Source organism: Streptomyces sp. NPDC002232, assembly GCF_042890295.1.
Lineage (GTDB): Bacteria > Actinomycetota > Actinomycetes > Streptomycetales > Streptomycetaceae > Streptomyces.
The window spans coordinates 678,257-703,159 of record NZ_JBIARV010000002.1 but is presented as its reverse complement, the minus strand read 5'-3'; the positions used below and the strand labels follow the sequence as shown (position 1 = coordinate 703,159).

The 24,903-nt window shown below is 74.2% G+C and carries 24 protein-coding genes; 10 read left to right on the top strand and 14 right to left on the bottom strand.

All coding sequences use genetic code 11. From position 1 onward, the window contains the following. Positions 1 to 51: 51 nt before the first annotated feature. Complete coding sequence (locus ACFYXU_RS09995) at positions 52 to 945, bottom strand: SGNH/GDSL hydrolase family protein (RefSeq protein ID WP_389457230.1); 894 nt, start codon at positions 943 to 945, stop codon at positions 52 to 54. 259 nt (positions 946 to 1,204) lie between these two features. On the opposite strand from ACFYXU_RS09995, the gene ACFYXU_RS09990 reads away from it, so the two are divergent. Further along, positions 1,205 to 1,699, top strand: coding sequence for a DUF3145 domain-containing protein (locus tag ACFYXU_RS09990; RefSeq protein ID WP_329855331.1), 495 nt, complete (start codon positions 1,205 to 1,207; stop codon positions 1,697 to 1,699). Positions 1,700 to 1,765: 66 nt separating this feature from the next. Then, complete coding sequence (locus tag ACFYXU_RS09985) at positions 1,766 to 1,948, top strand: hypothetical protein (protein WP_389457228.1); 183 nt, start codon at positions 1,766 to 1,768, stop codon at positions 1,946 to 1,948. Positions 1,949 to 2,001: 53 nt separating this feature from the next. Here ACFYXU_RS09985 and fabF read toward each other — a convergent pair whose 3' ends face one another. The 5 genes from fabF to fasR all read right to left on the bottom strand — a co-directional run bounded on the left by fabF (position 2,002) and on the right by fasR (position 6,889). Then, the gene (gene fabF, locus ACFYXU_RS09980) at positions 2,002 to 3,264 is read right to left on the bottom strand and encodes a beta-ketoacyl-ACP synthase II (RefSeq protein ID WP_329855333.1); all 1,263 of its coding nucleotides are present in this window, start codon (positions 3,262 to 3,264) and stop codon (positions 2,002 to 2,004) included. A 79-nt stretch (positions 3,265 to 3,343) separates the two neighbouring features. Beyond that, the gene (locus ACFYXU_RS09975; RefSeq protein WP_189801979.1) at positions 3,344 to 3,592 is read right to left on the bottom strand and encodes an acyl carrier protein; all 249 of its coding nucleotides are present in this window, start codon (positions 3,590 to 3,592) and stop codon (positions 3,344 to 3,346) included. Between the two features lie 58 nt (positions 3,593 to 3,650). Continuing rightward, positions 3,651 to 4,682 carry a ketoacyl-ACP synthase III gene (locus tag ACFYXU_RS09970; protein WP_329855336.1) on the bottom strand — a complete coding sequence of 344 codons (1,032 nt, stop codon included), beginning with the start codon at positions 4,680 to 4,682 and terminating at the stop codon, positions 3,651 to 3,653. 18 nt (positions 4,683 to 4,700) lie between these two features. After that, a complete protein-coding gene (locus ACFYXU_RS09965) occupies positions 4,701 to 5,618 on the bottom strand; it encodes an ACP S-malonyltransferase (protein ID WP_376508595.1) in 918 nt (305 codons plus the stop codon). Between the two features lie 89 nt (positions 5,619 to 5,707). Then, positions 5,708 to 6,889: a fatty acid biosynthesis transcriptional regulator FasR gene (fasR, locus tag ACFYXU_RS09960; protein ID WP_329855340.1), complete on the bottom strand. Its 1,182-nt coding sequence runs from the start codon at positions 6,887 to 6,889 to the stop codon at positions 5,708 to 5,710. A 71-nt stretch (positions 6,890 to 6,960) separates the two neighbouring features. Between fasR and ACFYXU_RS09955 the strand changes: the two genes are divergently transcribed. After that, complete coding sequence (locus ACFYXU_RS09955; protein WP_389457225.1) at positions 6,961 to 7,614, top strand: pirin family protein; 654 nt, start codon at positions 6,961 to 6,963, stop codon at positions 7,612 to 7,614. Positions 7,615 to 8,062: 448 nt separating this feature from the next. On the opposite strand, the gene ACFYXU_RS09950 is transcribed toward ACFYXU_RS09955, so the two are convergent. Further along, complete coding sequence (locus ACFYXU_RS09950) at positions 8,063 to 9,223, bottom strand: Ig-like domain-containing protein (RefSeq protein ID WP_389457578.1); 1,161 nt, start codon at positions 9,221 to 9,223, stop codon at positions 8,063 to 8,065. A gap of 239 nt (positions 9,224 to 9,462) precedes the next feature. Between ACFYXU_RS09950 and ACFYXU_RS09945 the strand changes: the two genes are divergently transcribed. The 5 genes from ACFYXU_RS09945 (at position 9,463) to ACFYXU_RS09925 (ending at position 15,287) form a co-directional block, all read left to right on the top strand. Next, the gene (locus tag ACFYXU_RS09945; protein ID WP_329855343.1) at positions 9,463 to 10,650 is read left to right on the top strand and encodes a peptidoglycan bridge formation glycyltransferase FemA/FemB family protein; all 1,188 of its coding nucleotides are present in this window, start codon (positions 9,463 to 9,465) and stop codon (positions 10,648 to 10,650) included. Continuing rightward, complete coding sequence (gene murJ / locus ACFYXU_RS09940) at positions 10,647 to 12,257, top strand: murein biosynthesis integral membrane protein MurJ (RefSeq protein WP_389457223.1); 1,611 nt, start codon at positions 10,647 to 10,649, stop codon at positions 12,255 to 12,257. The genes ACFYXU_RS09945 and murJ overlap by 4 nt, the downstream gene beginning before the upstream one ends. A 74-nt stretch (positions 12,258 to 12,331) precedes the next feature. Beyond that, positions 12,332 to 13,015, top strand: coding sequence for a response regulator transcription factor (locus tag ACFYXU_RS09935; protein ID WP_329855346.1), 684 nt, complete (start codon positions 12,332 to 12,334; stop codon positions 13,013 to 13,015). 8 nt (positions 13,016 to 13,023) lie between these two features. Further along, complete coding sequence (locus ACFYXU_RS09930) at positions 13,024 to 14,595, top strand: ATP-binding protein (protein ID WP_389457221.1); 1,572 nt, start codon at positions 13,024 to 13,026, stop codon at positions 14,593 to 14,595. Then, the gene (locus ACFYXU_RS09925) at positions 14,592 to 15,287 is read left to right on the top strand and encodes a hypothetical protein (protein ID WP_389457219.1); all 696 of its coding nucleotides are present in this window, start codon (positions 14,592 to 14,594) and stop codon (positions 15,285 to 15,287) included. The genes ACFYXU_RS09930 and ACFYXU_RS09925 overlap by 4 nt, the downstream gene beginning before the upstream one ends. An 18-nt stretch (positions 15,288 to 15,305) precedes the next feature. On the opposite strand, the gene ACFYXU_RS09920 is transcribed toward ACFYXU_RS09925, so the two are convergent. Then, positions 15,306 to 16,136 carry a serine hydrolase domain-containing protein gene (locus tag ACFYXU_RS09920; protein WP_361403620.1) on the bottom strand — a complete coding sequence of 277 codons (831 nt, stop codon included), beginning with the start codon at positions 16,134 to 16,136 and terminating at the stop codon, positions 15,306 to 15,308. A gap of 52 nt (positions 16,137 to 16,188) precedes the next feature. Here ACFYXU_RS09920 and ACFYXU_RS09915 point away from each other — a divergent pair, with 52 nt between their 5' ends. Both ACFYXU_RS09915 and ACFYXU_RS09910 read left to right on the top strand, forming a co-directional pair. Continuing rightward, positions 16,189 to 16,608: a MerR family transcriptional regulator gene (locus ACFYXU_RS09915; protein WP_329855350.1), complete on the top strand. Its 420-nt coding sequence runs from the start codon at positions 16,189 to 16,191 to the stop codon at positions 16,606 to 16,608. After that, positions 16,605 to 17,630 carry an aldo/keto reductase gene (locus ACFYXU_RS09910; RefSeq protein WP_389407273.1) on the top strand — a complete coding sequence of 342 codons (1,026 nt, stop codon included), beginning with the start codon at positions 16,605 to 16,607 and terminating at the stop codon, positions 17,628 to 17,630. Before ACFYXU_RS09915 ends, ACFYXU_RS09910 begins: the two co-directional genes overlap by 4 nt. 62 nt (positions 17,631 to 17,692) lie before the next feature. Here ACFYXU_RS09910 and ACFYXU_RS09905 read toward each other — a convergent pair whose 3' ends face one another. The 6 genes from ACFYXU_RS09905 to ACFYXU_RS09880 all read right to left on the bottom strand — a co-directional run bounded on the left by ACFYXU_RS09905 (position 17,693) and on the right by ACFYXU_RS09880 (position 24,874). Next, on the bottom strand, positions 17,693 to 18,889 hold the full coding sequence (locus tag ACFYXU_RS09905; protein ID WP_389457216.1) for an acyltransferase: 1,197 nt from the start codon (positions 18,887 to 18,889) through the stop codon (positions 17,693 to 17,695). Next, positions 18,886 to 19,866: an alpha/beta hydrolase gene (locus ACFYXU_RS09900; RefSeq protein WP_389407275.1), complete on the bottom strand. Its 981-nt coding sequence runs from the start codon at positions 19,864 to 19,866 to the stop codon at positions 18,886 to 18,888. Before ACFYXU_RS09900 ends, ACFYXU_RS09905 begins: the two co-directional genes overlap by 4 nt. 219 nt (positions 19,867 to 20,085) lie before the next feature. Continuing rightward, a complete protein-coding gene (locus ACFYXU_RS09895) occupies positions 20,086 to 20,769 on the bottom strand; it encodes a response regulator transcription factor (RefSeq protein WP_329855354.1) in 684 nt (227 codons plus the stop codon). Beyond that, the gene (locus ACFYXU_RS09890) at positions 20,766 to 22,094 is read right to left on the bottom strand and encodes a sensor histidine kinase (protein WP_389457214.1); all 1,329 of its coding nucleotides are present in this window, start codon (positions 22,092 to 22,094) and stop codon (positions 20,766 to 20,768) included. The genes ACFYXU_RS09895 and ACFYXU_RS09890 overlap by 4 nt, the downstream gene beginning before the upstream one ends. A 477-nt stretch (positions 22,095 to 22,571) precedes the next feature. Next, positions 22,572 to 23,588 (bottom strand): DUF4429 domain-containing protein, encoded by a 1,017-nt coding sequence (locus tag ACFYXU_RS09885; protein WP_389457212.1) that lies wholly within the window; start codon positions 23,586 to 23,588, stop codon positions 22,572 to 22,574. 74 nt (positions 23,589 to 23,662) lie between these two features. Further along, complete coding sequence (locus ACFYXU_RS09880) at positions 23,663 to 24,874, bottom strand: alpha/beta hydrolase (protein WP_376508575.1); 1,212 nt, start codon at positions 24,872 to 24,874, stop codon at positions 23,663 to 23,665. Between the last annotated feature and the right edge of the window lie 29 nt (positions 24,875 to 24,903).

Sequence of the window (24,903 nt, the reverse complement as noted above, 5' to 3'; positions counted from 1 at the left end):
ATCCCCGAGAACCGGCCCCGGGGCGGCACCTGACAACCGCCCCGGGGTCCCTCACTCCTTCGTGATCCGCCGGTACGCCAGCTCCGCGAGCCGCGCCTGCCCGTCCCGGCTCGGATGGAACCAGTCCCAGGGGCTCAACTGGCCGCCGTCGAAGCGGTACCCGAAGACCGCCCCGCCGTCGTACCGGCAGCGCGCGTCCTTCGCGCACACCTCCGCCAGGACCCCGTTGTACGCCACCACCCGGTCCAGCACCGCCGCGCGCCGCCGCTCGGCCGCCGGACCCAGGTCCTCCGCGTCCGCCAGCATCGCCCCGCAGATCCCCAACTTCCACACCCGCAGCCCCATCGGGCTGACCCGCCCCGTCGACCACAGGCGCTTCAGGTCGGGCACGCTCGCCACGTACACCTGCGCCTTCGGCGCGCCGGCCCGCAGCCGGGCGAGGGCCTTCACGAAGGAGGCCCGGAAGTCGGCGACCGGCGTCATCAGGTCCGGGGTGGGCCGGCAGGCGTCGTTCGCCCCCATCATCACCGTCACCAGCTCGGGCTTCTCGGCCGCCGCCCCGGCCATCTGCTCCGGGAGCTCCGCCATCCGCGCGCCCGTCCGGGCCAGGTTCCAGCTATGGGTGGCCACCTTCGCCGGGCCGAGCAGCCGCAGCGCCAGACTGTTCACGGCGGTGTCCGTCCCGGTCGCCCACGACACCTCCGGGCAGTCCGACAGGACGGAGCACGCGTCGAAGGCGCGGGTCACGGAGTCGCCGACGGCCGCCACGGACGCGGGGGACACGTCCCACAGCGGCGTGGGCCTCGGGGTCGGGCGCGGGGCGGAACGGGCGCTCGGAGCCGCCGCGTCCGGGTCCCCGCCCGTGCAGCCGGAGAGCGCACCGCCGCACAGCAGCGCGGCCGTCGCGGCGGCGACAGCGGTTCGGAATCGGCGTCGGCCGCGCATCTCCGGCCCCTCCTTCGGCGTCCTGGCGGGTGAAAGCTCGATGCCCACCCACCCCCGGACCGACCGTACGTCACACCGATGACGGCGCGGCACGGTAGCTTTTCCCCCGTCGAACCAGAGGCGCCTTCGCCGACCGGCTCCGGTAAATTACATCACGTCACATGCTGTCCCCTTTTTGACGGTTTGCGGTGTTCTGCTCCTGATGCGGTTTACTGGGACCGCTGGACAAGGCGAACCTCGTCCCACACTGGAGGTCCCGGTGACGACACGTGGAGTCCTGTACGTACACTCCGCACCGCGCGCGCTGTGCCCGCACGTCGAATGGGCGGTCGCGGGCGTCCTCGGTGCGAGGGTCCAGCTCGACTGGATCCGCCAGCCGGCGTCCCCCGGCACCTGGAGAGCCGAGCTCTCCTGGAAGGGCCGGACCGGCACCGCCTCGGAGCTCGCCTCCGCGCTCCGGGGCTGGCAGCTGCTCCGCTTCGAGGTCACCGCGGAGCCCTGCCCCACCGCCGAGGGCGAGCGCTACAGCGCCACGCCCGACCTGGGCATCTTCCACGCCGTCACCGGCATGCACGGCGACATCCTGGTCCCCGAGGACCGGCTGCGGGCCGCCCTGGCGCGCTCCGCGCAGGGCGAGACCCAGCTGGAGGCGGAGATCGCCAAGCTGCTCGGAAAGCCCTGGGACGACGAGCTGGAACCCTTCCGCTACGCGGGCGAGGGCGCCCCCGTCCGCTGGCTGCACCAGGTGGTCTGACGCCCGTTCACCGACGGGCGGCAGATTCCGGCCGGGCGCGCAGGGGATGCGCCGGGCGGGAGAGACGTGACACGGGACGGTCTGGCGGGCGCCGCGTTCGGAGCGGCGGCGGTCCTCCTCGGGGCGGGCGTCACCGGCGGGGGCGCCCTCTCCGCCCCCGAGGACGCCGCCGACGGCGAGGCGCTGCGCCCCGTCGTCCTCAACCAGATCCACATGCGGGCGGAACCGGCGGCCAACGGCCTGCGCTGACACGACGAAGGCCCGCCCCCTCGGTGGGGGCGGGCCATCGGCACGTACGGGCGTCAGACCGTGCGGAACGCCAGGACCACGTTGTGGCCGCCGAAGCCGAAGCTGTTGTTGATCGCGGCGATCGTGCCCTGCGGCAGCTCACGGGGCTCGTCGCGGACGATGTCCGCCGCCACCTCGGAGTCCAGGTCGTCGATGTTGATCGTCGGCGGGGCCAGGCGATTGTGGAGCGCCAGGACCGTCGCGACGGTCTCGATGCCGCCCGCGCCGCCCAGCAGGTGACCGGTCATCGACTTCGTCGCGGAGATCGCGACGTGGTCCAGGTCGTCGCCCAGCACCTTCCGCAGCGCCTTGATCTCGGCGACGTCGCCCTGCGGCGTCGACGTGGCGTGCGCGTTGAGGTGGACGACCTCGGACGGCTTGAGGTCCGTCGAGTCCAGCAGGTTCTGCATCGCGGCGGCGATGCCCCGGCCGGTCGGCTCGGGCTGCGCGATGTGGTGGCTGTCGGCCGACAGGCCCTGGCCCAGCACCTCGCAGTAGATGCGCGCGCCGCGCGCCTTCGCGTGCTCCTCGGACTCCAGGATCACGACGCCCGCGCCCTCGCCGAGCACGAAGCCGTCGCGGCCGGTGTCGTAGGGACGCGAGGCCTTCGTCGGCTCGTCGTTGTTCTTGGACATCGCCATCATGTTGGCGAAGGCGGCGATCGGCAGCGGGTGGATCGCGGCCTCGGTACCGCCGGCGACGACCACGTCGGCACGGCCGGTACGGATCATCTCGACGGCGTAGCCGATCGCCTCGGCGCCCGACGCGCAGGCGGAGACGGGGGTGTGGACGCCCGCCCGGGCGTTCACCTCCAGACCCACGTTCGCGGAGGGGCCGTTCGGCATGAGCATGGGCACGGTGTGCGGGGAGACGCGGCGGACGCCCTTCTCCTTCAGCACGTCGTACTGGTCGAGCAGAGTGGTCACACCACCGATGCCGGAGGCGATGACGGAGCCGAGCCGCTCGGGCACGATCTTCTCGTCCTCACCGGCCGGGCCGGTGTAGCCCGCGTCCGCCCAGGCCTCGCGGGCCGCGATCAGCGCGAACTGCGCCGAGCGGTCCAGCTTGCGGGCCAGCGGGCGGGGCAGCACGTCGCCGGGGTCGACCGCGGCGAGGGCCGCGATCTTGACGGGCAGTTCGGCGAAGCGCTCGCCCTCGAGGGGCTTGACGCCGGAGCGTCCCGCGATCAGACCTTCCCAGGTCGATGCGGAGTCGCCACCCAGCGGTGTGGTTGCGCCGAGACCGGTGACGACCACGGTGCGATTGGTCGAGCTCACAGGAATTCTTTCTCCACGTGTGTGATGGTCGAAATACGGCGCCACCGCCGGGTGGCGAACCGAGTCAGCGGGGACCGAATCAGTCCTGGTGCTTCAGGATGTAGTCGGCGGCGTCGCCCACGGTCTTGAGGTTCTTGACGTCCTCGTCGGGGATCTTCACGTCGAAGCGCTCCTCGGCGGCGACGACGACCTCGACCATGGACAGCGAGTCGACGTCCAGGTCGTCGGTGAAGGACTTGTCCAGCTGGACGTCCTCGACCGGGATGCCGGCGATCTCGTTGACGATCTCGGCGAGGCCCTTGAGGATCTCTTCCTGGGTGTCAGCCATAGTGCTGCTCCTTCTTGCGGTTACTTCGGTACGGGGGCTTCCGGAAGATCCGGTGTGCCTAGGGGAGGGTAACGACCGTCGCGGCGTAGACGAGACCCGCCCCGAAGCCGATGACGAGCGCGGTGTCGCCGCTCTTCGCCTTCCCGGTCGCCAGGAGCCGCTCCATCGCGAGCGGGATCGAGGCGGCCGAGGTGTTGCCGGTGGTCTCCACGTCACGGGCGACCGTGACGTGCTCCGGCAGCTTCAGAGTCTTCACCATCGAATCGATGATCCGCATGTTCGCCTGGTGCGGGATGAAGACGTCCAGGTCGTCCGCCGAGATTCCGGCGGCGTCCAGCGCCTGCTGGGCGACCTTCGCCATCTCGAAGACGGCCCAGCGGAAGACCGCCTGGCCCTCCTGCGTGATGGCGGGGAACTTGATCTCGCCGGCCTCGTTGACGGGGAGCTTCGACACGTCGCCGACCTGGAACTCGTTCCACGGCACGGTCTGCTTGATCGTCTCGGACTTGTCGCCCTCGGAACCCCAGACCGTGGGGCCGATGTGCGGCTCGTCGGAGGGGCCGACGACCACGGCGCCGGCGCCGTCGCCGAACAGGAAGGCCGTCGCGCGGTCCTCCAGATCCGTCAGGTCGCTGAGCCGCTCCACGCCGATGACCAGCACGTATTCGGCCGAACCCTCGACGATCATGCCCTTGGCGAGCGTCAGGCCGTAGCCGAAGCCCGCGCAGCCGGCGGAGATGTCGAACGCGGCCGGCTTCCCGGCGCCGATCTTGTCGGCGATCTCGGTCGCGACGGCCGGGGTCTGCTTGAAGTGCGAGACCGTGGAGACGATCACGGCACCGATCTGCCCGGGGCTGATCCCGGCGTCGGCGATGGCCTTGCCGGAGGCCTCCACCGACATGGCGGCCACCGTCTCCTCCGGGGAGGCCCAGTGGCGGGTGGCGATGCCGGAGCGCGAGCGGATCCACTCGTCGGACGAGTCGATCTTCTCGAGGATCACCTCGTTCGGCACGACCCGGGTGGGGCGGTAGCCGCCGACACCGAGGATCCGCGCGTACGGGGCGCCCTTGCTGGGCTTGATCTTCGACATGTTTCTCGACTCTCCTTGTCAGACGGCCGCGTGCTCGGCGATGAGCGTACGGGCCGCGTCGAGGTCGTCGGGAGTCTTGAGCGCGACCGTGGCCACGCCCGGCAGGGCCCGCTTGGCGATGCCCGTCAGGGTGCCGCCGGGGCAGACCTCGATCAGGGCCTTCGCGCCGAGCGCCTGGAAGGTCTCCATGCACAGGTCCCAGCGGACCGGGTTCGCGACCTGGCCGACCAGCCGGGCCACGACCTCGGCGCCGTCGGTGACGACCTGGCCGTCCTTGTTGGAGACGTAGCGGGTGACCGGAGCGGCCGGGGACAGCAGCCGCGCCGCCTCCTCCAGCTTCGCCACGGCCGGGGCCATGTGGTGCGTGTGGAACGCGCCGGCGACCTTGAGCGCCACGACCCGGCGGACGCCCTCGGGCTTGTCCGCCTCCAGGGCGGCCAGCTGCTCCAGCGTGCCGGCGGCCACGATCTGGCCGGCGCCGTTCACGTTGGCCGCGGTCAGGCCGAGCTTCTCCAGGTGCGGGACGGTCACCTCGGGGTCGCCCCCGAGCAGCGCCGACATGCCCGTCGCGGTGACCGCGGCGGCGTCGGCCATCGCGAGCCCGCGGGTACGGACGAGCCGGAGCGCGTCCTCGTCGCCGAGGACGCCCGCGAAGGCGGCGGCGGTGAACTCGCCGACGCTGTGACCGGCGACGACGCCGGGGGTCACCTCACCGAGCGCGGCCGCGGAGAGCAGGCCGGCGGCGACGAGGAGGGGCTGTGCCACGGCGGTGTCGCGGATCTCGTCCGCGTCCGCCTTCGTGCCGTAGTGGACGAGGTCGAGCCCGATCGCGTCCGACCAGGCCGCGATGCGGTCGGCGGCGCCGGGGAGTTCGAGCCAGGGGGTCAGGAAGCCGGGCGTCTGAGCGCCTTGGCCGGGAGCGACGAGTACGAGCACCCTCACACTCTCTCTTGGGGACGGCTCCGAGCGCCCGTGGGGACAAGGACGAAGAACCGTCGGGGGAATTGTTGGTGTTCGACAAAAGTCTAGGACTGCGGATCTCCGTCGGCCAAGCGTCCGAGGATGAGGGCGATCCGCAGCGTGAACGCGGAGCGCACATCGGAGGGTGACCAGCCGGTGACGTCGGTCACACGTCGGAGCCGGTAGCGCACGGTGTTCGGGTGTACGAAAAGCATGCGGGCCGCGCCCTCAAGACTACTCGCCTGCTCCAGATAGACACTGAGAGTTTCGAGCAGCGCGGAGCCCGCCTCCTCCAGTGGTCTGTAGATCTCCTCCACCAGCTGGTCGCGCGCCGACGGGTCGGAGGCGATGGCGCGCTCCGGGAGGAGATCGTCCGCCAGGACCGGGCGCGGCGCGTCCTGCCACGCCGAGCAGGCCTTGAGCCCGGCGGCGGCGGCCTGCGCGGAGCGCGTCGCGGCGAGCAGGTCGGGGACGACGGGCCCGGCGACCACGGGGCCCGGCGCGTACGGCCCGATCAGTGCCTTGGCGACGGCGAGCGGATTGTCGTTGCCGCCCGCGATGACGACGAGCCGGTCGCCGAGGACGCCGGTGAGGACCTGGAGCTTCGCGTGCCGGGCGGCCCGGCGGATCGCCTCCACGGTCAGCTCGCTGTCGCCGTCGGGGGCGGTGCCGAGGACCACGCAGACGTGGTCGGGCGAGTTCCAGCCGAGCGCCGCGGCCCGTGACACGGCGCCCTCGTCGGCCTCGCCGGAGAGCACGGCGTTCACCACGAGCGACTCCAGGCGCGCGTCCCAGGCGCCCCGGGCCTCGGCGGCCTGCGCGTACACCTGCGCGGTGGCGAAGGCGATCTCCCGGGCGTAGACGAGGAGCGCCTCGCGGAGCACGGACTCGTCGCCCGGGGCGGCGACCTCGTCGATGGCCGACTCCATGACCTCGATGGTCGTCCGGACCATCTCCACGGTCTGGCGCAGGGTGATCGCGCGGGTCAGCTCGCGGGGGGCCGTGCCGAAGACGTCCGTCGAGATGGCCTGCGGGGTCTCCGGGTGCCGGAACCACTCGGTGAACGCGGCGATGCCGGCCTGGGCGACCAGTCCGATCCACGACCGGTTCTCGGGCGGCATCGCGCGGTACCACGGCAGCGTCTCGTCCATGCGGGCGATGGCGCCGGCGGCGAGCCGCCCGGACGACTGTTCGAGGCGCTTCAGGGTCGCTGCGTGCGGATGGGCGGCGTTCACGGGTTCAGGCACGGGGACAAGACTGCCTTATCGGGACGCCGGCGTGCGGGGTCGGGGCTGTTTCCCCGGGCTACGGTACGTCCGTGATACGCATCCAGCGCGCGGGCGACCGGCACCCCGGGGGCGACCCCGCGGCCGGGATCGAGACCCGGCACGCCCTGTCCTTCGGTCCGTACTACGACCCCGACAACCTCCGTTTCGGCGCGATCCTCGCCTGCAACGAGGAGCGGCTCGCGCCCGGCGCGGGCTTCGACGAGCATCCGCACAGCCACACGGAGATCGTGACCTGGGTGGTGGAGGGCGAACTCACCCACGCCGACTCCACCGGCCACACCTCGGTGGTCCGCCCCGGCGACCTCCAGCACCTGAGCGCGGCGGGCGGCGTCCGGCACGTCGAACGCAACGACGGCGACGTCCCCCTGACCTTCGTCCAGATGTGGCTGGCCCCCCTCTCTCCGGGCGGGGACCCCTCGTACGCGGTGGTGCGCGGGCTGTCCGCCCCCTACGAACTCCCGGCGGCGGGCGCGGTCCTGCGCGTGCGGCGCCTCGGGGCGGGCGATTCGGCGGAACTCCCGGCGGCGGACTTCACGTACGCGCACGTGGTACGGGGCGAGGTGACGCTGCGCGGTGAGGAACTGTCGCCGGGGGACGCGGCGCGGCTCACGGGTGAGGAGGCGGTACCGCTGCGCGCGACGACCGACGCGGAGCTCCTGGTCTGGGCGATGAGCACCCCTTAGCCGCCGCGCCCCGCCCCGTTGCGGGCCCGCGCCCGCCGTTGTGGGCCCGCGCCCGCCGTTGTGGGCAGGCGTTCCGCAAGGGGCGGAACGGGTGGGCACAACGGAACGGCGCCCTGGCCGGCGCGGGAGGCCCCTGAGCCTGAACCCGCACCTCCCGGATGCCGTCACGGGTGGTGCGGGCCGGGGCACGGAACGCGGAGGCGCCGCGAAGGGCGCCGTCCCGTGTGCCCACCCGTCCCGCCCAGCGGGACGATTGCCCACACGGCAGCGGGCGACGGGCCCACACGGCAGCGGGCGACGGGCCCACACGGCGGCGGGCGGCGGGCCCACACGGCGGCGGGCAAGGCGCACGCCTGGCGGGCGGGCCTCACGGGCGCCGGCCCGAGGGCCCACGGGCCGCCGGCGAGGGCCACGGCGGTGCCGGCCCGAGCCCCCCGTCGCCGCTGCGTCAGCGCACCGCGCTCTTCGCCTTCCACTGCTCCCAGCTCACATTCCACGCCCCGTACCCGTTCCCCTCCGCCACGATCCCCTTCGTCTCCCGGCCCTTGATCTCGAAGGGATCGCCCACGTTCACCGACGCGTAGAACGACGCCGCGTCCGCGTCGCTCATCCCGATGCACCCCGAGCTCTTGTTCGCCTTGCCGAAGTACGGCCCGTTCCACGGCGCCGCGTGCGCGTACATGCCCGACCAGGTCAGCCGCATCGAGTAGTCCACGTCCTTGTCGTAGGCGTCCCCGAGGCCGACCGTCTCCGAGTTCATGTTGATGGTGCCCTCCTTCGCCATCAGCACGGCCGTCCCCCGCCAGGACCGCTTGTCGCCGCCCGGGGTGCCGCCGGAGACGGGGATCGTACGGACCGTCCGCCCGTCCCGTACGACACGCAGCTCGTGCGCGTCGAGGTCGACCTTGACGACCTGCGCGGCGCCGACGGTGAAGCCGGTGCGGTAGTCCCGCACGAACCAGCCGCCGCCCGAGTCCGTGCCGTCGAGGTCCGCTTCGAGGGTGACCTTCGTGCCCGGCTTCCAGTAGTCCCGGGGGCGCCAGTCCGCCCTGTCCCGGCCCGAGTAGTCCTTGACCCAGCCCCAGGAGCCCTCGGTGCCGTTCGAGGTGGTCACCTTGAGCTGCCGCTCCACGTCCGCCTTCTTCGTCACGGGCAGGTCGAAGACGATGGAGAGCGGGTGCGCGATGCCGACGGTGGTGTTCTTGCCGGGGGCCAGGGTCACCTTGTTGACCTTGTCGGCCTCCGGGGTGGAGAAGGACGACCGGCTGGTCGACTCCTCGCCGCCGGCGGTACGGGACGTCACCTCGACCGTGTAGGAGGTGCCCGGCGCCGCCTTGCGGTCCGAGGCCCAGCTCGTGCCGCCCGCCCCCGTACGGCCCTTCAGGACCCCGCCCTCGCCGTCGACGACCTTCACCGCGGTGAGCGTCCCGCCGTCCGCCGTCACCGACACCGGCTTGCCGGCCGCCCGGTCCACCACGGTCACCTTCACCGGGGCCGCGTCCTTCGCCCCGCCGGACCCCGACCCGGACGAACCCCCGTCCGCGGCCTGGGCCGTACAGGCGGTGAGGGAGGCGACGAGTGCCACGGCGGCCAGGACGGGACGGGACATGCGTATCGGCGGCGTGGTGCGTATCGGCAGCACGGAAGACCTCCGCGGGTGAGGAAAGAGTGGGATGACCTGGACTTTAGGACGCTGCCGCGCCCCCGTGGGGCGCCGGACGCCTCTGTGACAGGGGCTGCGGCAATACCGTCACCGTCCCGTCACAATCACCGCGCGCACCGGTCGAATTCGGCTGTGAGCCTGCTGTGCGCCCCACCACCGAGGGGCGGAACAAGGAGGCTCCCGTTGTGTCAGCGCTGCTCGTGACGGCCGCACCCACCGACCGCCGCGCCCCGGCGGGACCGGTGAGGCTCGGGCCCGTGACCCCCGAGGCGTACCGCGCGTTCCTCGACTCCCGCCCCGGCGCGGACGGGCCCAGCTTCCTCCAGCTCCCCTCCTGGGCGCAGGTGAAGGACGGCTGGAGCCACCGGCTCGTCGGCTGGGGGCGCGAGGGCGCGGCGCTCTCCGGCGTCGCGCTCGTCCTCCTCCGGCCCTTCCCCGGCACCCGGAAGTACTTCGCCTACCTGCCCGAGGGCCCCGTCGCCGACTGGGCCGATCCCGACCTCGACAGCTGGCTCGGGCCGCTCCTCGGCCATCTGCGCTCGCTGGGCGCCTTCGCCGTCCGCATCGGGCCCGGCCCCGCGTACCGCCGCTGGAACGCCGCCACCGTCAAGGCCGGCACCGGCCCCGGCCGCCGCCTCTCCGACGTCCTCGCCGACGAGGTCGACCCGCTGGGAACGGCCGTCGCCGAACGGCTCCGCGCCCGGGGCTGGCGCAAGTGCGGCGGCGACTCCGAGGACGGCGCCGACGCCCAGCCCCGCCACGTCTTCCAGGTCCCGCTCGCCGGCCGCGACGCCGACGACCTGTGGACCGGACTCAACCAGGAGTGGCGGCGCAACGTCCGCAAGGCCCGCAAGTCCGGCGTCGAGGTCGTCCTCGGCTCCGCCGCCGACCTCCCCGAGTTCTACCGGCTGCTGCGGATCACCGAGGAGCGCGACGGCTTCCGCCTCGGCCGCTCCCTCGCCTACTACGAGCGCCAGTACGCGGTCCTCAACGCCGAACGGCCCGGCCGCATGCGGCTCTACCTCGCCCGCCACGAGGGCGAGATCCTCGCCGCGCACACCATGCTCACGGTCGGCGGCCGCGTCTGGTACCAGACCGGGGCCTCCGCCGACCACCGCCGCGAGGTCCGGCCCTCCAACGCCCTCCAGTGGCGCATGCTCCTCGACGCCCACGCCCTCGGCGCGGCCGTCTACGACCTGCGCGGGGTACCCTCCACCCTCGACCCGGGCGACCGCGCCCACGGGCTGCTGCGCTGGAAGCTCGGGACGGGCGGACAGGTCGTCGAGACGCTGGGGGAGTGGGAGACGCCGATGCAGGGCACGACCAACGGAGCGCTGTACCGCGCCTTCCAGGCCTACATGGCCCGACGATGACGGCGACGCTCACCCCGCCCGCGGAGCGGCGGCAGAAGGCCTCCGCCCTCCGCAGCGGCGCCCTCATGGCCGCCGGCTCGCTGGTCTCCCGCGCCACCGGCTTCGTCCGGGCCTCGGTCGTCGCCGCCGCGCTCGGCGCGGGCCTCGTCGCCGACGGGTACGCCGTCGGCAACTCGGTCCCCACCATCGTCTACATGCTCCTCCTCGGCGGCGCCCTCAACGCCGTCTTCGTGCCCGAACTCGTCAAGGCCGCCAAGGAGCACGAGGACGGCGGCGTCGCCTACACCGACCGCCTCCTCACCCTCTGCGCGCTCGCCCTGACCGCGCTCACCGCCGCCGCGGTCCTCGCCGCCCCGCTGATCGTCGACACGTACACCGACTACGCGGGCGGACAGCGGGACATGACCATCGCCTTCGCGCGCGCGTGCCTGCCGCAGATCTTCTTCCTCGGGCTCTTCACCCTGCTCGGCCAGGTCCTGAACGCCCGGGGCCGCTTCGGCGCCATGATGTGGACCCCGGTCCTCAACAACGTCGTCGCCGTCGGCGTCTTCGGCCTCTTCCTGGTCGTCGGCGACGGCGGGGAGCTCACCCCCGGGGAGACCGCGCTCCTCGGCTGGGGCACCACCGCCGGCATCGCCGTCCAGGCCCTCGCCCTGCTGCCCTCGCTGCGCGCCGCCGGCTTCCGCTGGCGGCCCCGCTTCGACTGGCGGGGCAGCGGCCTCGCCGCCCCGCTGCGCTCGGCGGGCTGGCTGGTGCTGCTCGTCCTCACGAACCAGGGCGCCTACTGGGTGACGACCTGGCTGGCGACCACCGCGGGCGACACGGCGACGGGCGGCGGCGCGGGCCTCGCCGCGTACAACAACGCCTACCTCCTGTGGACCGTCCCGCACGGCATCGTCACCGTCTCCCTCGTGACCGCCCTGGTGCCCCGGATGAGCGGCGCGGCGGCGGACGGCGACCTCGCCGGCGTCCGGCGGGACGTCTCGTACGCCCTGCGGACCAGCGCCGCCGCCGTCGTCCCGGCGGCCTGCGCGCTCCTGGCCCTCGCCGTCCCGCTGATGACGGTCGTCTTCCGGTACGGGGCGACCACCGGCGACGACATCCGCGCGATGTCCTGGACCCTGATGGCCTTCGCGCCCGGCCTGGTCGCCCTCTCCGGCCAGTACGTGTGCACCCGCGCGTTCTACGCCCTGCGCGACACCCGGACCCCGTTCCTCCTGAACCTGGTCATCGCGGCCCTGAACGCGGGGCTCTCCCTGGCGGCCTACCACGTCCTGCCGACCCGCTGGGCGGTGACGGGCATGGCGGCGGCGTACTCGCTGGCGCTGTGGGCGGGCTGGGCGGTCACGGCGCACGCGCTCCGCCGCCGCCTCGGAGGAGCCTCCGGCGGGGCCCTCCCCGCGCTCGCCCGGCTCCTCGTCGCGGCCGTCCCGGCGGCCGGGTACGCGCTGTTCGTGGCGGACGCGACGGCGCCGGCGGGACCGGTGGTGGCGGGACTGGCGGGGGCGGCGACGATCCTCGCGACCTTCGCCCTCCTGGCCGGCCCCCTCGGCCTGACGGAACTCCAGACCCTCCTCGCCTCGGGCAGAACTCGCCTCCGCCGCTGACGAGCCCCGCACCGGGCCCCGTGCGCGCCACCGTCCCCCGCGGGGGACCCCTCGACCCTTGGGATACTCCAGAGATGCCCCGCGTGCTCCTGATAGAAGACGACCCCTCCGTCCGCGAGGGCGTCGAGCTCGGCCTCCGCCGCCGCGGGCACGACGTGCGCACCGCCCCCACCGGCGAGGACGGGCTCGCCGCGCTCGGCGAGTTCCGGCCCGACCTCCTGCTCCTGGACCTGATGCTGCCCGGCATGAACGGCGTCCAGGTCTGCCGCCGGGTCAGGGAGAGCAGCCAGCTGCCGATCATCATGCTCACCGCGCGCGGTGACGACTTCGACATCGTCGTCGGCCTGGAGGCCGGGGCCGACGACTACATCGTCAAGCCCGCCCGCACCGAGGTCATCGAGGCCCGGATACGGGCCGTGCTGCGCCGCATCGAGGAGCCCGGCACCGGCCGGTCCGCCGTCGAGTTCCACGGGGAGCTGGCCGTCGACCGGGCCGGTCTGACCGTCGCGAAGGCGGGCGAGCGCGTCGCGCTCGCCCCGTCCGAACTGAAGCTGCTGCTGCACCTGACGGCCGCCCCCGAGCAGGTCTTCAGCCGCCAGCAGCTGCTCGAACACGTCTGGGAGCACAGCTACCACGGGGACGCCCGGCTGGTGGACGCCTGTGTCCGCCGCCTGCGCAACAAGATCGAGGACACCCCGGGCGAGCCCCGGTACATCCAGACCCTGCGGGGCTTCGGCTACCGCTTCGGCCCCCTGTGAGGGCCTGTGTGCGCCCTGAGCCGGGCGCCACGGACGAGGCCGCCGCCCTGGACGGGGGCCCGCGCGAGGGCACGGACGACGACACGGACGGGGCCGCCGGCACCGGACGGGCCCCGGGCCGACGGGCCCGCCGCCGCGCCCGCGTCCCGCGCCTGCGCCCCTTCGGCCTCCGGACCCGCCTCGTCCTCGCCTTCCTCCTCGTCGCGGCCGTCGGCTGCGGCACCACCGCCGCGCTCACCTACCGCGCCGCCCGCAACGCCATCCTGGAGCAGACCCAGAACACCGCCGTCTCCGCCTTCCGCGACCAGGTCGACCCGCTCGTCCTCAGCCTGCCCGTCGACCCCCGCCAGCTCGGGGACGTCCTCCGCGGGATCGCCAAGCAGGGCAAACCCCGTCCCTGGCGCGTCTACGCCGAGTACGGCTCCCTGCGCATGTCCTCCGCTGACCGCCCCACCTCCTCCGTGATCACCCCCGAGCTCCGGGCCCGCGCCCAGGCCGGGGCGTACACCCCGCACAGCAGCTTCCAGCGGGTCGTGAAGAACGGCACCCCTTACCTGACGATCGCCGTCCCCGCCGTCTTCCGCACCCATGTGGACAAGGGGACGGCGCAGCCCACCGGGCTCGTCTTCTACGCGGTCATGGAGCTCGACGACGAGGAGGCGAACATCGAGGCCATGGTCACCGCCGCCCGCGACGGCGCCCTCCCGGCCCTCGCCGTGGCGCTCATCCCCGCGCTCATCGCGTCGCGCGGCGTGCTCCGCCCCGTACGCGAACTGCGGCGCGCGGCCCACAGCATGGGCCGGGGCCGGCTCGACACCCGCATCCACGCGAAGGGCAGCGACGAACTCGCCGACCTCGCCCGGACGTTCAACGAGTCCGCCGCCGAGCTGGAACGTTCCGTCACGGAACTCCGCAACGCCGAGGCCCGGGCCCGCCGCTTCGCCTCCGACGTCTCGCACGAGCTGCGCACCCCGCTCGCCGGGATGCTCGCGGTCACCGAGGTCCTCGACGAGGACGCCGGGAGCCTCGACAGCGACACGGCCCGCGCCGTCCGGCTCATCAGCGCCGAGACCGGGAAACTCGCCGTGCTGGTCGAGGACCTGATGGAGATCTCCCGCTTCGACGCCCGCGCCGCCGAGCTCCACACCGACGAGGTCGACGCCGCCGACTGCGTCCGCAAGACCCTCCAGAACCGGCACTGGACCGATCCGGCGCAGGTCGCCCCGTACCTCGAGGAGGGCATCAGGGCCCGGCTCGACCCGCGCCGTTTCGACGTGGTCGTCGCCAACCTCGTGGGCAACGCGCTGCGGCACGGGGCGGCGCCGGTGACGGTCCGGCTGTACGCGGAGGGGGACGAGCTGGTGACGGAGGTCGCCGACCGGGGGCCGGGCATCGACCCGGAGGTCCTGCCGCACGTCTTCGACCGCTTCTACAAGGCGGACCGGGCGCGCACCCGTTCGGCCGGCAGCGGCCTGGGCCTGGCGATCACCCTGGAGAACGTCCGGCTGCACGGCGGCACCGTCCGCGCCGCCAACGCCCCCGGGGGCGGTGCGGTCTTCACCGTACGGATGCCCCGGTGAAGCGCCCCGCGAGTCCGGCCGGGCGCCGCCCGGCGAGTCCCGCCGAGCGGCCGCCGGCGAAGGACGGCACGGCGCGGTGCGCCCGGCCCCGGGCCCTCGCCGCGGTCCTGCTCGGCGTCCTGGCGCTCGCCGCCTGCGGCATCCAGAAGACCGACGTCGTCGAGGCGGGCGGCGCCGCGACCATCGCCGTCCCCCCGGCGCCCGAGTTCCGGATGGTGCTCTACTTCCTCGGGCCGGACGGCCGCCTGGTCCCCGTGGTCCGCGAGTACGGGCTGCCGGTCCCCGACGTGTCGTTCGCCTGGGGCGGGTCGGAGACGGAGGCCGACCGGAAGGCCAGGGGAGCGGACTCCGCGGAGTCGTCGCGGGAGCAGGGCGCCCGGCCCGTCACGGACAAGGTGCTCGCCGCGCTCCTCGCGGGCCCGGCCGGGCCCGACACCGAGGCGGGCCTGACCACGGACCTTCCGAAGGGGACGCGGGGGCCGAGGACCGAGCAGGTCACGGTGGCCGGGACGACCCCGGAGGGCCGCCGCACCGTCCGGATCCGCACGCCGTTCTCCGTCCGCGACCTGTCGGACGCGGCCGTCCAGCAGCTGGTGTGCACGGCCGCGTACGCGGAGGACGGCGGGGGCATGATCGAGGTGATCCTCACGGGCGCCGACGGAACCCTCCCGGCGACGCGCTGCGAACGCTGAGCGGCGCGCGGCGCGCGGTCAGCCCGCCCGCAGGTCCGCCAGCACCGCGTCCGTGAACGGCGGCCAGGCCTCGACGGCCCACGGCCCGAAGGGCCGGTCCGCGAGGGCCACACAGGCGGCCCGTGCGTCCGGGTCGATCCACAGGAACGTTCCGGCCTGCCCGAAGTGCCCGAAGGTGCGCGGCGAGGAGCTCGCGCCGGTCCAGTGCGGGGACTTGCCGTCGCGGATCTCGAAGCCGAGCCCCCAGTCGTTCGGCCGCTGGTGCCCGTAGCCGGGCAGGATGCCGGTCAGACCCGGGTGGGTGACGGTCATCGCGTCCAGCACCGTCCGCGGGTCGAGCAGCCGCGGCGCCTGCACCTCGGCGGCGAACCGCACGAGGTCGTCCACCGTCGACACGCCGTCCTTCGCGGGCGAGCCGTCCAGCGTCGTCGACGTCATCCCGAGGGGCTCCAGGACGGCCTGGTGCAGATATTCCGCGAACGGGATGTCGGTCGCCTTGGCGACGTGGTCGCCGAGCGCCTCGAAGCCGGTGTTGGAGTAGATCCGGCGGGTGCCCGGCGCGGCCATGACCCGGTTCTCGTCGAAGGCGAGCCCCGAGGTGTGGGCGAGGAGGTGGCGGACGGTCGCGCCCTCGGGCCCGGCCGGCTCGTCGAGGTCGATCGCCCCCTCCTCGTACGCGACGAGGACGGCGTACGCCGCGAGGGGCTTGGTGACCGAGGCGAGCGCGAAGCGCCGTCCGGTGGGGCCGTGGGACCCGGCCAGGGTGCCGTCCGCGCGGACGACCGCCGCCGCCGCGGTGGGGACGGGCCAGTTCTCGATCGACGCCAGGCTCGGCACGCTGCTCTGCATGGGCCCGAGCCTACTTGCTTCGAGTGCACTCCAACGTTTTAGCGTGGAGTCCATGAGCGTGATCGAGAGCGTCGAGAGCACGACGAGAACCGCCGGGAAGGACCGCTACACGATCAGCGAGGTGTCCGCGCTGACCGGTCTCACCGCGCACACCCTGCGCTGGTACGAGCGGATCGGCCTCATGCCGCACGTGGACCGCTCCCACACGGGCCAGCGCCGCTTCACCGAGCGCGACCTGGGCTGGCTGGCCTTCGTCGGCAAGCTGCGGCTGACCGGGATGCCGGTCGCCGACATGGTCAGGTACGCCGAGCTGGTGCGCGAGGGCGACCACACCCGGGACGCGCGGCGGGAGCTCCTGGAGGCCACCCGGCGGGACGTCCTGACCAGGATCACCGAGCTCCAGGACACGCTCGCCGTACTCGACATCAAGATCGGTCACTACGGGACCGCATGCGGAGGAACGTCATCATGACCAGCGTCACCAGGATCGACACCGTACGGCTCGGCGGTCAGGACGGCCCGGAGACCGGCGTCCAGGGCTTCGGTTCCATGGGCATCAGCGAGTTCTACGGCGGCACCGACGAGGCCGCCGCCCGCGACACCCTCGAAGCGGCCCTGGAGGCCGGGGTCACCCTGATCGACACCGCGGACGTGTACGGCAGCGGTGCCAACGAGGAGTTCCTCGCGCCCTTCCTCGCCGCCCACCGCGACGAGGTCACCCTCGCCACCAAGTTCGCCATCGAGCGCCGCGCCGACGACCCGGCCCACCGGGGCGTCCGCAACGACCCCGCGTACATCAGGAAGGCGGTCGAGGGCAGCCTGCGCCGCCTCGGGATCGACACGATCGACCTCTACTACATGCACCGCCGCGACCCGGAGGTCCCGTTCGCCGAGTCCGTCGGCGCCATGGCCGAGCTCGTCCAGCAGGGCAAGGTCCGCTTCCTGGGCCTGAGCGAGGTCACCGGGCCCGAGCTGCGCGAGGCGCACGCCGTCCACCCGATCACCGCCCTCCAGTCGGAGTGGTCGCTCTTCTCCCGCGACGTGGAGCGCAGCGCCGTCGGCGCCGCGGCCGAGCTGGGCGTGGCCCTCGTGCCGTACTCGCCGCTCGGCCGGGGCTTCCTGACCGGCGCGTTCGCGGACGCCGCGAAGGAGCTGTCGGGCGGCGACTTCCGCCAGTCCCAGCCCCGGTTCACCGGCGAGAACGCCGAGCGGAACGCCGCCCTCCTCGACCCGGTCCGGAAGATCGCCGCCGCGCACGGCGCCACCCCGGCCCAGATCGCCCTCGCCTGGGTGCAGCAGCGCGCCACCGTGCACGGCCTCACCGTCGTCCCGATCCCCGGCACCCGCAAGCGCGCCCGGCTCCTGGAGAACGCCGCGGCCACCCGCATCACCCTCACCGACGCCGAACTCGCCGCGCTGGAGCCGATCGCCGGCCTGGTGGCGGGCGACCGCTACCCGGACATGAGCTCCACGGCGGCGGCCCGCGAGGTGTAGGGGTGCCGCGTCGACCGGACCGGGCGCCGGCCTGATCGACAGGACACCACCCCCCACGGGGCTCACGCCAGCCCCAGGGCGAAGACCGCGAAGCCCGCCGCCAGGAGACCCGCCAGGGTGCGGCGGGCCGGACCGGTCCTCGCCCACGGGGACTCGAAGACGCGCGCGTACCGGCCGATCAGCACGAGCAGACCGGCGAAGACCGGCATCCAGGCGAGCCGGGCGAGGATCCAGCCGGCCGAGTCCGGTGCGCCGACCAGACCGGGGACCTCCCCGAGGTACGAGGCGGGGACCGCCGCGGCGAGCATCGCCGTCTGGTGCCAGCACAGGACCGTCATCGCGGACAGGTTGACCACGACGACCGGCGCCCACACCGCGGGCCGCCGCAGGAACCGGCCGATCCGGTCCCGCAGCAGGATCGCCGCACCGCTCTGCGCGGCGGCGAGGGCCAGCACGAGCAGCGACGGCGGGTGCGAGTTGGTGCGCGCCTCGCCGGGGACGCCCACCATCGACGCCGGGTAGCCGAAGGCCAGGAGCAGGGCGGCGAAGAGCGCGGCACCGCCGAGCAGCAGCCCCCACGCGTGGCGCCGGGTGACCCGGCCCTCGCCCCACGCGACGCCGAGCTGGTACGCGAACAGCCAGCCGGGCAGGATGTTCAGCAGGCTCAGCCAGGACGGCAGGGCGTCGGCGTACGGCCCGTACCGCAGGAAGTCGACGACGGCGACCGAGCCGAGCAGTGGCGCCGCGGCCCACACCCCCAGGCGGCGCGCCGCCCGCACGCACAGCGGGGTCAGCGCGGTCACCACCGTGTACACCCCGACGAACCAGAGCGGCTGGATCACCAGCGTGGACGCCGTCCGCAGCGTGTCCACGGGCACCCCGGGACCGAAGTGCAGCACCGGCAGCAGCACCGCCCACACGGCGGTGACCCCGAGCACCGGGCGCCCCAGCCGGGCGAGCCGTCCGCCGAGCCACGCGCGCGCGGAGCCCTCGTGGCGCCGGTAGGACAGGACCGAGGCGTAGCCGCCGACCAGGAAGAAGATCCCCAGCATCTGGAGGACCCAGCTGACGGGCGCCAGCTCCGCGAAGGTGCCGAGCGGGCTCGCGTTGTGGACGGCACCGTCCGGCGAGAGCGTGAAGCCGCCGAGCAGCCAGTGCCCCGTCGGCACGGCGAGCAGCGCGAGGGCGCGCAGCCCGTCGACCGCCCGGTCGCGGTGGGCGGGGGTGGCGGCCTCGATCCGCGCGACGAGCGTCTTCATCGGACGTCCCCCTCGGCGATCGCGGCGAACGCGCGGAGCGACGAGGTGCCGGGCGCGAAGTAGCCGCCGTGCCCAACGGCGTCCCCGGCCGGGATCCGGCGCGCCCCGAAGGCCGGGTCGGCCGGGTCGGCGCCGTGCCCGAGCCCCGCGAAGGCGACGTTCGGGACGCGGTCGATCCAGTCGGTGGGATCCTTCGCCGCCCAGACCCGGGCGGAGGTCCCGAGGTCGGACACGTTCGCGGCGCGCATCCCGGGGGAGCCGAAGACCACCAGGTCCTTGGCCTTCAGCCCGTGCGCGGCGAGACCGCAGACCACCGAGCCGTAGCTGTGGCAGAAGACGGAGGGCTCGGCCGCGCCGACCGCGGCGAGCCCGTCCGCGAACCGGGTCAGCCGGTCCGCCCCGGCCTCGGCGAGCCGCCCGGTGGCCGCGTCCAGGCCGACGCCCACCGGCGTCGTGTAGCCGGCCCAGGCCACGACCGCCGTACGGCCGCCGGTCGCCCGGCGCAGCTCGGCGGCCATGTCCGCGAGCGGCCGCACGTGGGACGCGTCCACGTCGGAGCCGGGCACGATCACGGCCACGTGCGCGGCCCGCGCCAGATCCCCGTAGACCAGGGCCACCTGCCCCCGGCCGCGCGGATCGTGGGCGAGGACCCGCGCCCCGCCGAACCCGCCCCGGACGGTCCGGGCGTTGGCCTCGTACCGCAGCTCCAAGGGCGCCCCGTCGAGGTTGCCGACGACGCTGGGGTGCGTACGGGCCAGCTCCCGCTGCCGTACGGGACTCAGCCCGGCGAAGAAGCGCGCGACCTCGGCCGGGCCCATCCGCTCCGGGTCCGGCAGCCCCGCCGCCCGCCACGCCGCCGTCCCGACGGGCGCCCCGGTGACGGCCTCCTGGCTGTTCCCGGACGCCCAGCCGGCGGTGCCGGCGATCACACCGGTCACCACCGCGGCGGTGATCAGGGTCCTCGTGAAGCGGCGCATCGGCCCGCCCTCCCTCGCTCTTCTCGTTGGCGAGAGGAAGGTAGGAAGACGACGGGTGACGCGGCGTCACACCGGGGAGCCAAGTCCCCGTTGATACCGGGGTAGGGGGTGGAGGAGCGGTCAACCGGAGGGCGGAGGTGGGGTTTTCCCCCGGGTGCTCGGGCGTGTCGTCACGTTCCCGTCGTCGCCCGGGGGCAGACGGGAGTGCGGCGACCCGCCCTAGCGCGAATCCCCGGGCGTGACCAGGCCCGACTCGTATGCGAAGACCACCGCCTGCGCGCGGTCGCGCAGGTCCAGCTTGGCGAGGACCCGGCCGATGTGGGTCTTCACCGTCTGCTCGGCGAGGACCAGGCTGTCGGCGATCTCCTGGTTGGACAGGCCGCGCGCGATCAGCTCCAGGACCTCCGTCTCGCGCGGGGTGAGCCCGTTCAGTCGCAGCGCCGTGGTGTCCCGGCGGGGCGCCGGGCGCGAGGCCGCGAAGTCGGCGATCAGGCGGCGCGTCACGGACGGGGCGAGCAGCGCCTCGCCCGCCGCCACCACCCGTACGGCGGCGATGAGGTCCGCCGGCGGCGCGTCCTTGAGGAGGAAGCCGGAGGCCCCCGCGCGCAGCGCCTCGTACACGTAGTCGTCGACGTCGAACGTCGTCAGCATCAGCACCTTCGGCCGGTGCGTGACCCCGGCCGGCGGGTGCAGGATCTCGCGGGCGGCCGCGAGCCCGTCCAGCTCCGGCATCCGCACGTCCATCAGGACCACGTCCGGGTGCGCCGAGCGCGCCACGTCCACGCCCTGCCGCCCGTCCGGCGCCTCGCCGACCACGTCGATGTCGGGCTGCGCGGCGAGCAGCGCGGCGAAGCCGGCCCGCACCATCGCCTGGTCGTCCACGATGATCACGCGGATGGTCACTCGGTGTCCTTCGTACGCAGGGGAAGCCGCGCCGCGACCCGGAAGCCGCCGTCCGGCAGCGGCCCGGTGTCCAGCGAGCCGCCGGTCAACCGTACGCGTTCCCGCATGCCGACGAGCCCGTGCCCGGTGCCGGGGGCGCCCCGCTCGACGGCGGAACGTTCCTCCAGCGAGGGCCCGTTGACGACGAGGACCGTCAGCCACCCGTCCTCGGCCCGCACGGAGACCCGGGTCGAGGCGCCCGGCGCGTGGCGCACCACGTTCGCCAGGGCCTCCTGCACGATCCGGTACGCCGACAGGTCCACGGCCTGCGGCACCTCGCCGAGGTCGGCCGCGAGCCGCAGTTCGGCCGGCACGCCCGCGCGTACGGTCGCCTCGACGAGCTGCTGGACCCGGTCGAGTCCCGGCTGCGGCGCCCGTTCGCCCTCGCTGCCGTCACTGCGCAGCACGGAGAGCAGCCGGCGCATCTCGGCCAGCGACTCACGGGCGCTCGCCGCGATGGACGTGAACTCCTCCCGTGCCGCGTCCGGGAGCTCGGGGATGCGGTACGGGGCCGAGTCCGCCTGCACCGTGATCACGGACATGTGGTGCGCCACGACGTCGTGCAGCTCCCGCGCGATCCTGGCCCGCTCCTCCAGCAGGGTGCGGCGGGCCCGTTCGGCCTCGCTGATGGTCTCCTGCTCCGCGAGCCGCCGCTGCGCGTCGCCGCGCGCCCGGACCGCCGAGGTGAGGAGCAGCAGCACACCGCTGAGGACGAGCAGCAGCACGTGCAGGCTGGTCTGCCCGGCGGGCCGGAAGGCCTCCAGGACGAAACCGGCCACGCCGGTCGCCAGCCACACCCCGAACAGCGCCCGGCGGGACTCGCGCAGTCCGAGCGCGACCATCAGGGCGCAGTAGCCGATGACGACCGGCGGGGTCCACGGCCACATCTCCGCGTGGGGACCGTCCGCGCCGAGCAGCACGAGCGCGCCGAGCACGTCGGCGGCGAAGACGATCCACCAGGCCTGGAGGGGGCGGGTGACGGCGATGAGGAGCGGCGCGGCCTGGGCGGTGCCGAGGGCGCCGGCGAGGGCGCCGTTGACGCCGTAGTCGTTGACGAGGAGCACGACGGTGGAGGGGAGGAGCGCGGAGCCGAACGCGAGGGCGACGACGTACGGCAGCAGCCGCACCCACCGGCCGGAGGCGCCCGCGAGGAGCGGCTGCCCCGGAGTGGTCGGGGTGGTGAGCGCGGCCCCGAGCCCCTGGAACATCGCGCGGGTCCGCTCCCGGAGACGTCGGGCGGCGGGCGGGTCGGCGGGGGGCGGCTCGTGCCGCGATGCGGTAACCATGACGGCCCCAGCGTAGGCAGCCGCCTCCCCCTCCGACGTCATACCGAGGACCGGACCACCCCGTGCTACCCAGGTATGACCCGGCGACCGGGCTGCGGTCCCCGCCGGGCCCCGTTGTGGGCAGGCGTTCCGCAAGGGGCGGAACGGGTGGGCACAACGGAACGGCGCCCTTGCCGGCGCGGGAGGCTCTTGCGCCCTGACCCGCACCCCCGTGCACGGCTACTGGGCGGTGGGGGTCCAGGCTCGGAACGCGGAGGCGCCGCGAGAGGGCGCCGTCCCGTGTGCCCACCCGTCCCGCCCAGCGGGACGATTGCCCACACGGCAGCGGGCTCGCACCAGGCGGCGCGGGCCCACGGGCGCGAGGCGAAGGCCCGGCCGGCGGCGCGGGCCCACGGGCCCGAGGCGAAGGCCCGGACGGCGGCGCGGGCCCACCGAAGCGGAGGCGCCGAGCCGAGCGCGCCCCGCACGGACGCCCCCTCACAGCTCCGCCAGGAGCTCCGCCTTCTTCGCCGAGAACTCCGCATCCGTCACCAGCCCCGCCCGATGCAACTCCCCAAGATGCCGAATCCTTTCAGCCACCACCCCGGGATCCCTCCGCTCCCCCTCCGGCCCCGAAGCGTCCCCCGCACCCCCGCCCGCCGCGACGGCGACGGGCACGGGGACGGGCACCGGCACGCGGTCCCCGCCGCGGATCGCCGCGAGGACCGCCGCCGCGAAGGTCAGGGACTCGTGGACCGGCCCGTAGCGCCCGAAGACCACGCACGCCGGGTCCTGGTCGGGCCGTTCGGCCCGGGCCCCGTCCCGGAGCAGCAGTCGCAGGTACCCGTCGACGCCGTCCGGCGAGCGCCATTCGACCCCGCAGAGGTCTCGTACGGCGAAGACCTGGTCACCGGCCTTCCACTTCTCCGAGGTCGCCCCGGTCCAAGACCAGCGGAAGGCGACCTCCGAGGTCCCGTCGAAGGTGGCCTTCCCGTCGTACGCCTTGAAGGACTGCGGCCCCGAGGGCGGCTCCACCAGGAACCGGTCGGCGGGCACGACGCCCCCGACGACCCCATCGAACACATCGACCCCACCGAAGGCATCGACCCCATCGACCCCGTCGAACCCGTCGCCGTCCCCGTACGCCCCGTACCCGGCGGCCCCCGCGGCCCCCGGCTGCGCGTCGAGGAGCGCCCGCAGCTCGTCCCGGTACTGCTCGGCGAGCGGTTCGCGTTCCGCCGGGAGCACCAGGCGGTACGGATCGTTGCCCTCCTTGAGCTGCCCCGCGGCCGCTTCCATCAGCGGATCGGCGCCGGGCCGAGGCACGGCGTGCAGCACGACGGTGCCCCGCCTCCCGGGCGCGAGCGTCACCGACGCCAGCGCCTCGAACGGCACTCGTCTCTCACGCAGCGCGTGGAAGAGCTTCGGCGTGCGGATCCCCCGGTCGAAGCGGATGACGAGGGCGTCGCTCTCGAGCTCCCAGGTGGCATGAATTCCGGCCAGCACATCACCCATACGCCTCATCGTATGCGGCGTGTGCCCCGGCGTCGCCCCTGTGAAAGGTCCCGAAATTGCGGGATCTACGCGCGTCAGAGCCCTTCCGCACCGGATATTCCGTCGTGGCAAGCGCTGTCGGCACGTGCGCAGACGAGCCGGGGGTACGCCCCGACGCCTATCGCGGCGAAGTTGTCGAGGCTCTCCGTACCCGGCTCGAAATAGCCGCCGTGGCCGACCGCCCCGCGCGCGGAGAGCAGCCGGGCGCCGAATTCGGGTGCGACGGGGTCCGCTCCGTGCCCGAGCCCGCCGACCTCCAGGTGCGGCACGTCCGCGATCCAGTCGTCGGCGTCCCGCATGGCCCACACGCGCGCGGGGCTGTCGAGTTCGGCGGCCCGCTCGACCCGCATCCCGGGGCTTCCGGCCACGGCCACGTCGGTCACCCGGGAGGGCAGCCGGGGCGCGGCGACCCCACAGAGCACGGAACCGTAGCTGTGGCAGAAGAGCGCCACGCGCGCGTGCGCGGGGAGCGACTCGGTGAGCCCGACGAGACGTACGGCTCCCTCCTCGGCCAGCCGGCCGGTCGCCGCGTCCACGCCCAGCCCGGCGGGCGCGGTGTAGTCGGCCCAGGCGATGACGGCCACGCGCGCGCGGGGCGAGGTCCGCCGCTCGGCCGCGTAGAGGGCCTCGGCCATGCCGGCGGGGGCGCCGTAGCGGCCCTGGGTCTTCTGGAAGGTGAGCAGGTTCGTGTCGACGCCGGGCACGATCACGGACACGCGCCTGGCCTGGTCCAGGTCCCCGAGGACCTCGGCGGCCCGTCCCGTACCGCTGGGGTCGAAGGCGAGGACCTGGCGGCCCGGGCGCATCAGCGAGGCGAAGCGGTCGACGCGGCGGAGGGCCTCGTGGCGGCCCTCGGGGGAGAGGCGGGCGTCGTCGACCCTGCCCCGCTCGGCGGCGTACGCGCGCGCGAGGGTGATGCGGTTGGCGCGGTAGCGCAGGGTGACCGGGGCGCCGTCGAGGTTGCCGACGACGAGCGGGTGCCGGGCGGCGAGCCGGTCGCCGTCGGCCGGGCCGAGTCCGGCGAAGAACGCGGCGACGGTGCCGGCCGGGGCGGCCGGGTCCGGCAGCGGCCGGTGGTCGATCCGGTCCCGTACCCAGGCGGCGAGCGCGGCCTCGCGGGACGACCACGAGACGGGCCGGTGCCGGATCGTGGTCCACCCGGTGGTGGCGAGGAGCACGAACACGACGGCGAGCGCGAGGAGCGCGCGCGTGGCGACGAGCGTGGGCGAGGTGTCGGCGGAGGTCACGGGCGGCCACCCTACGGGGCGAAGATGAA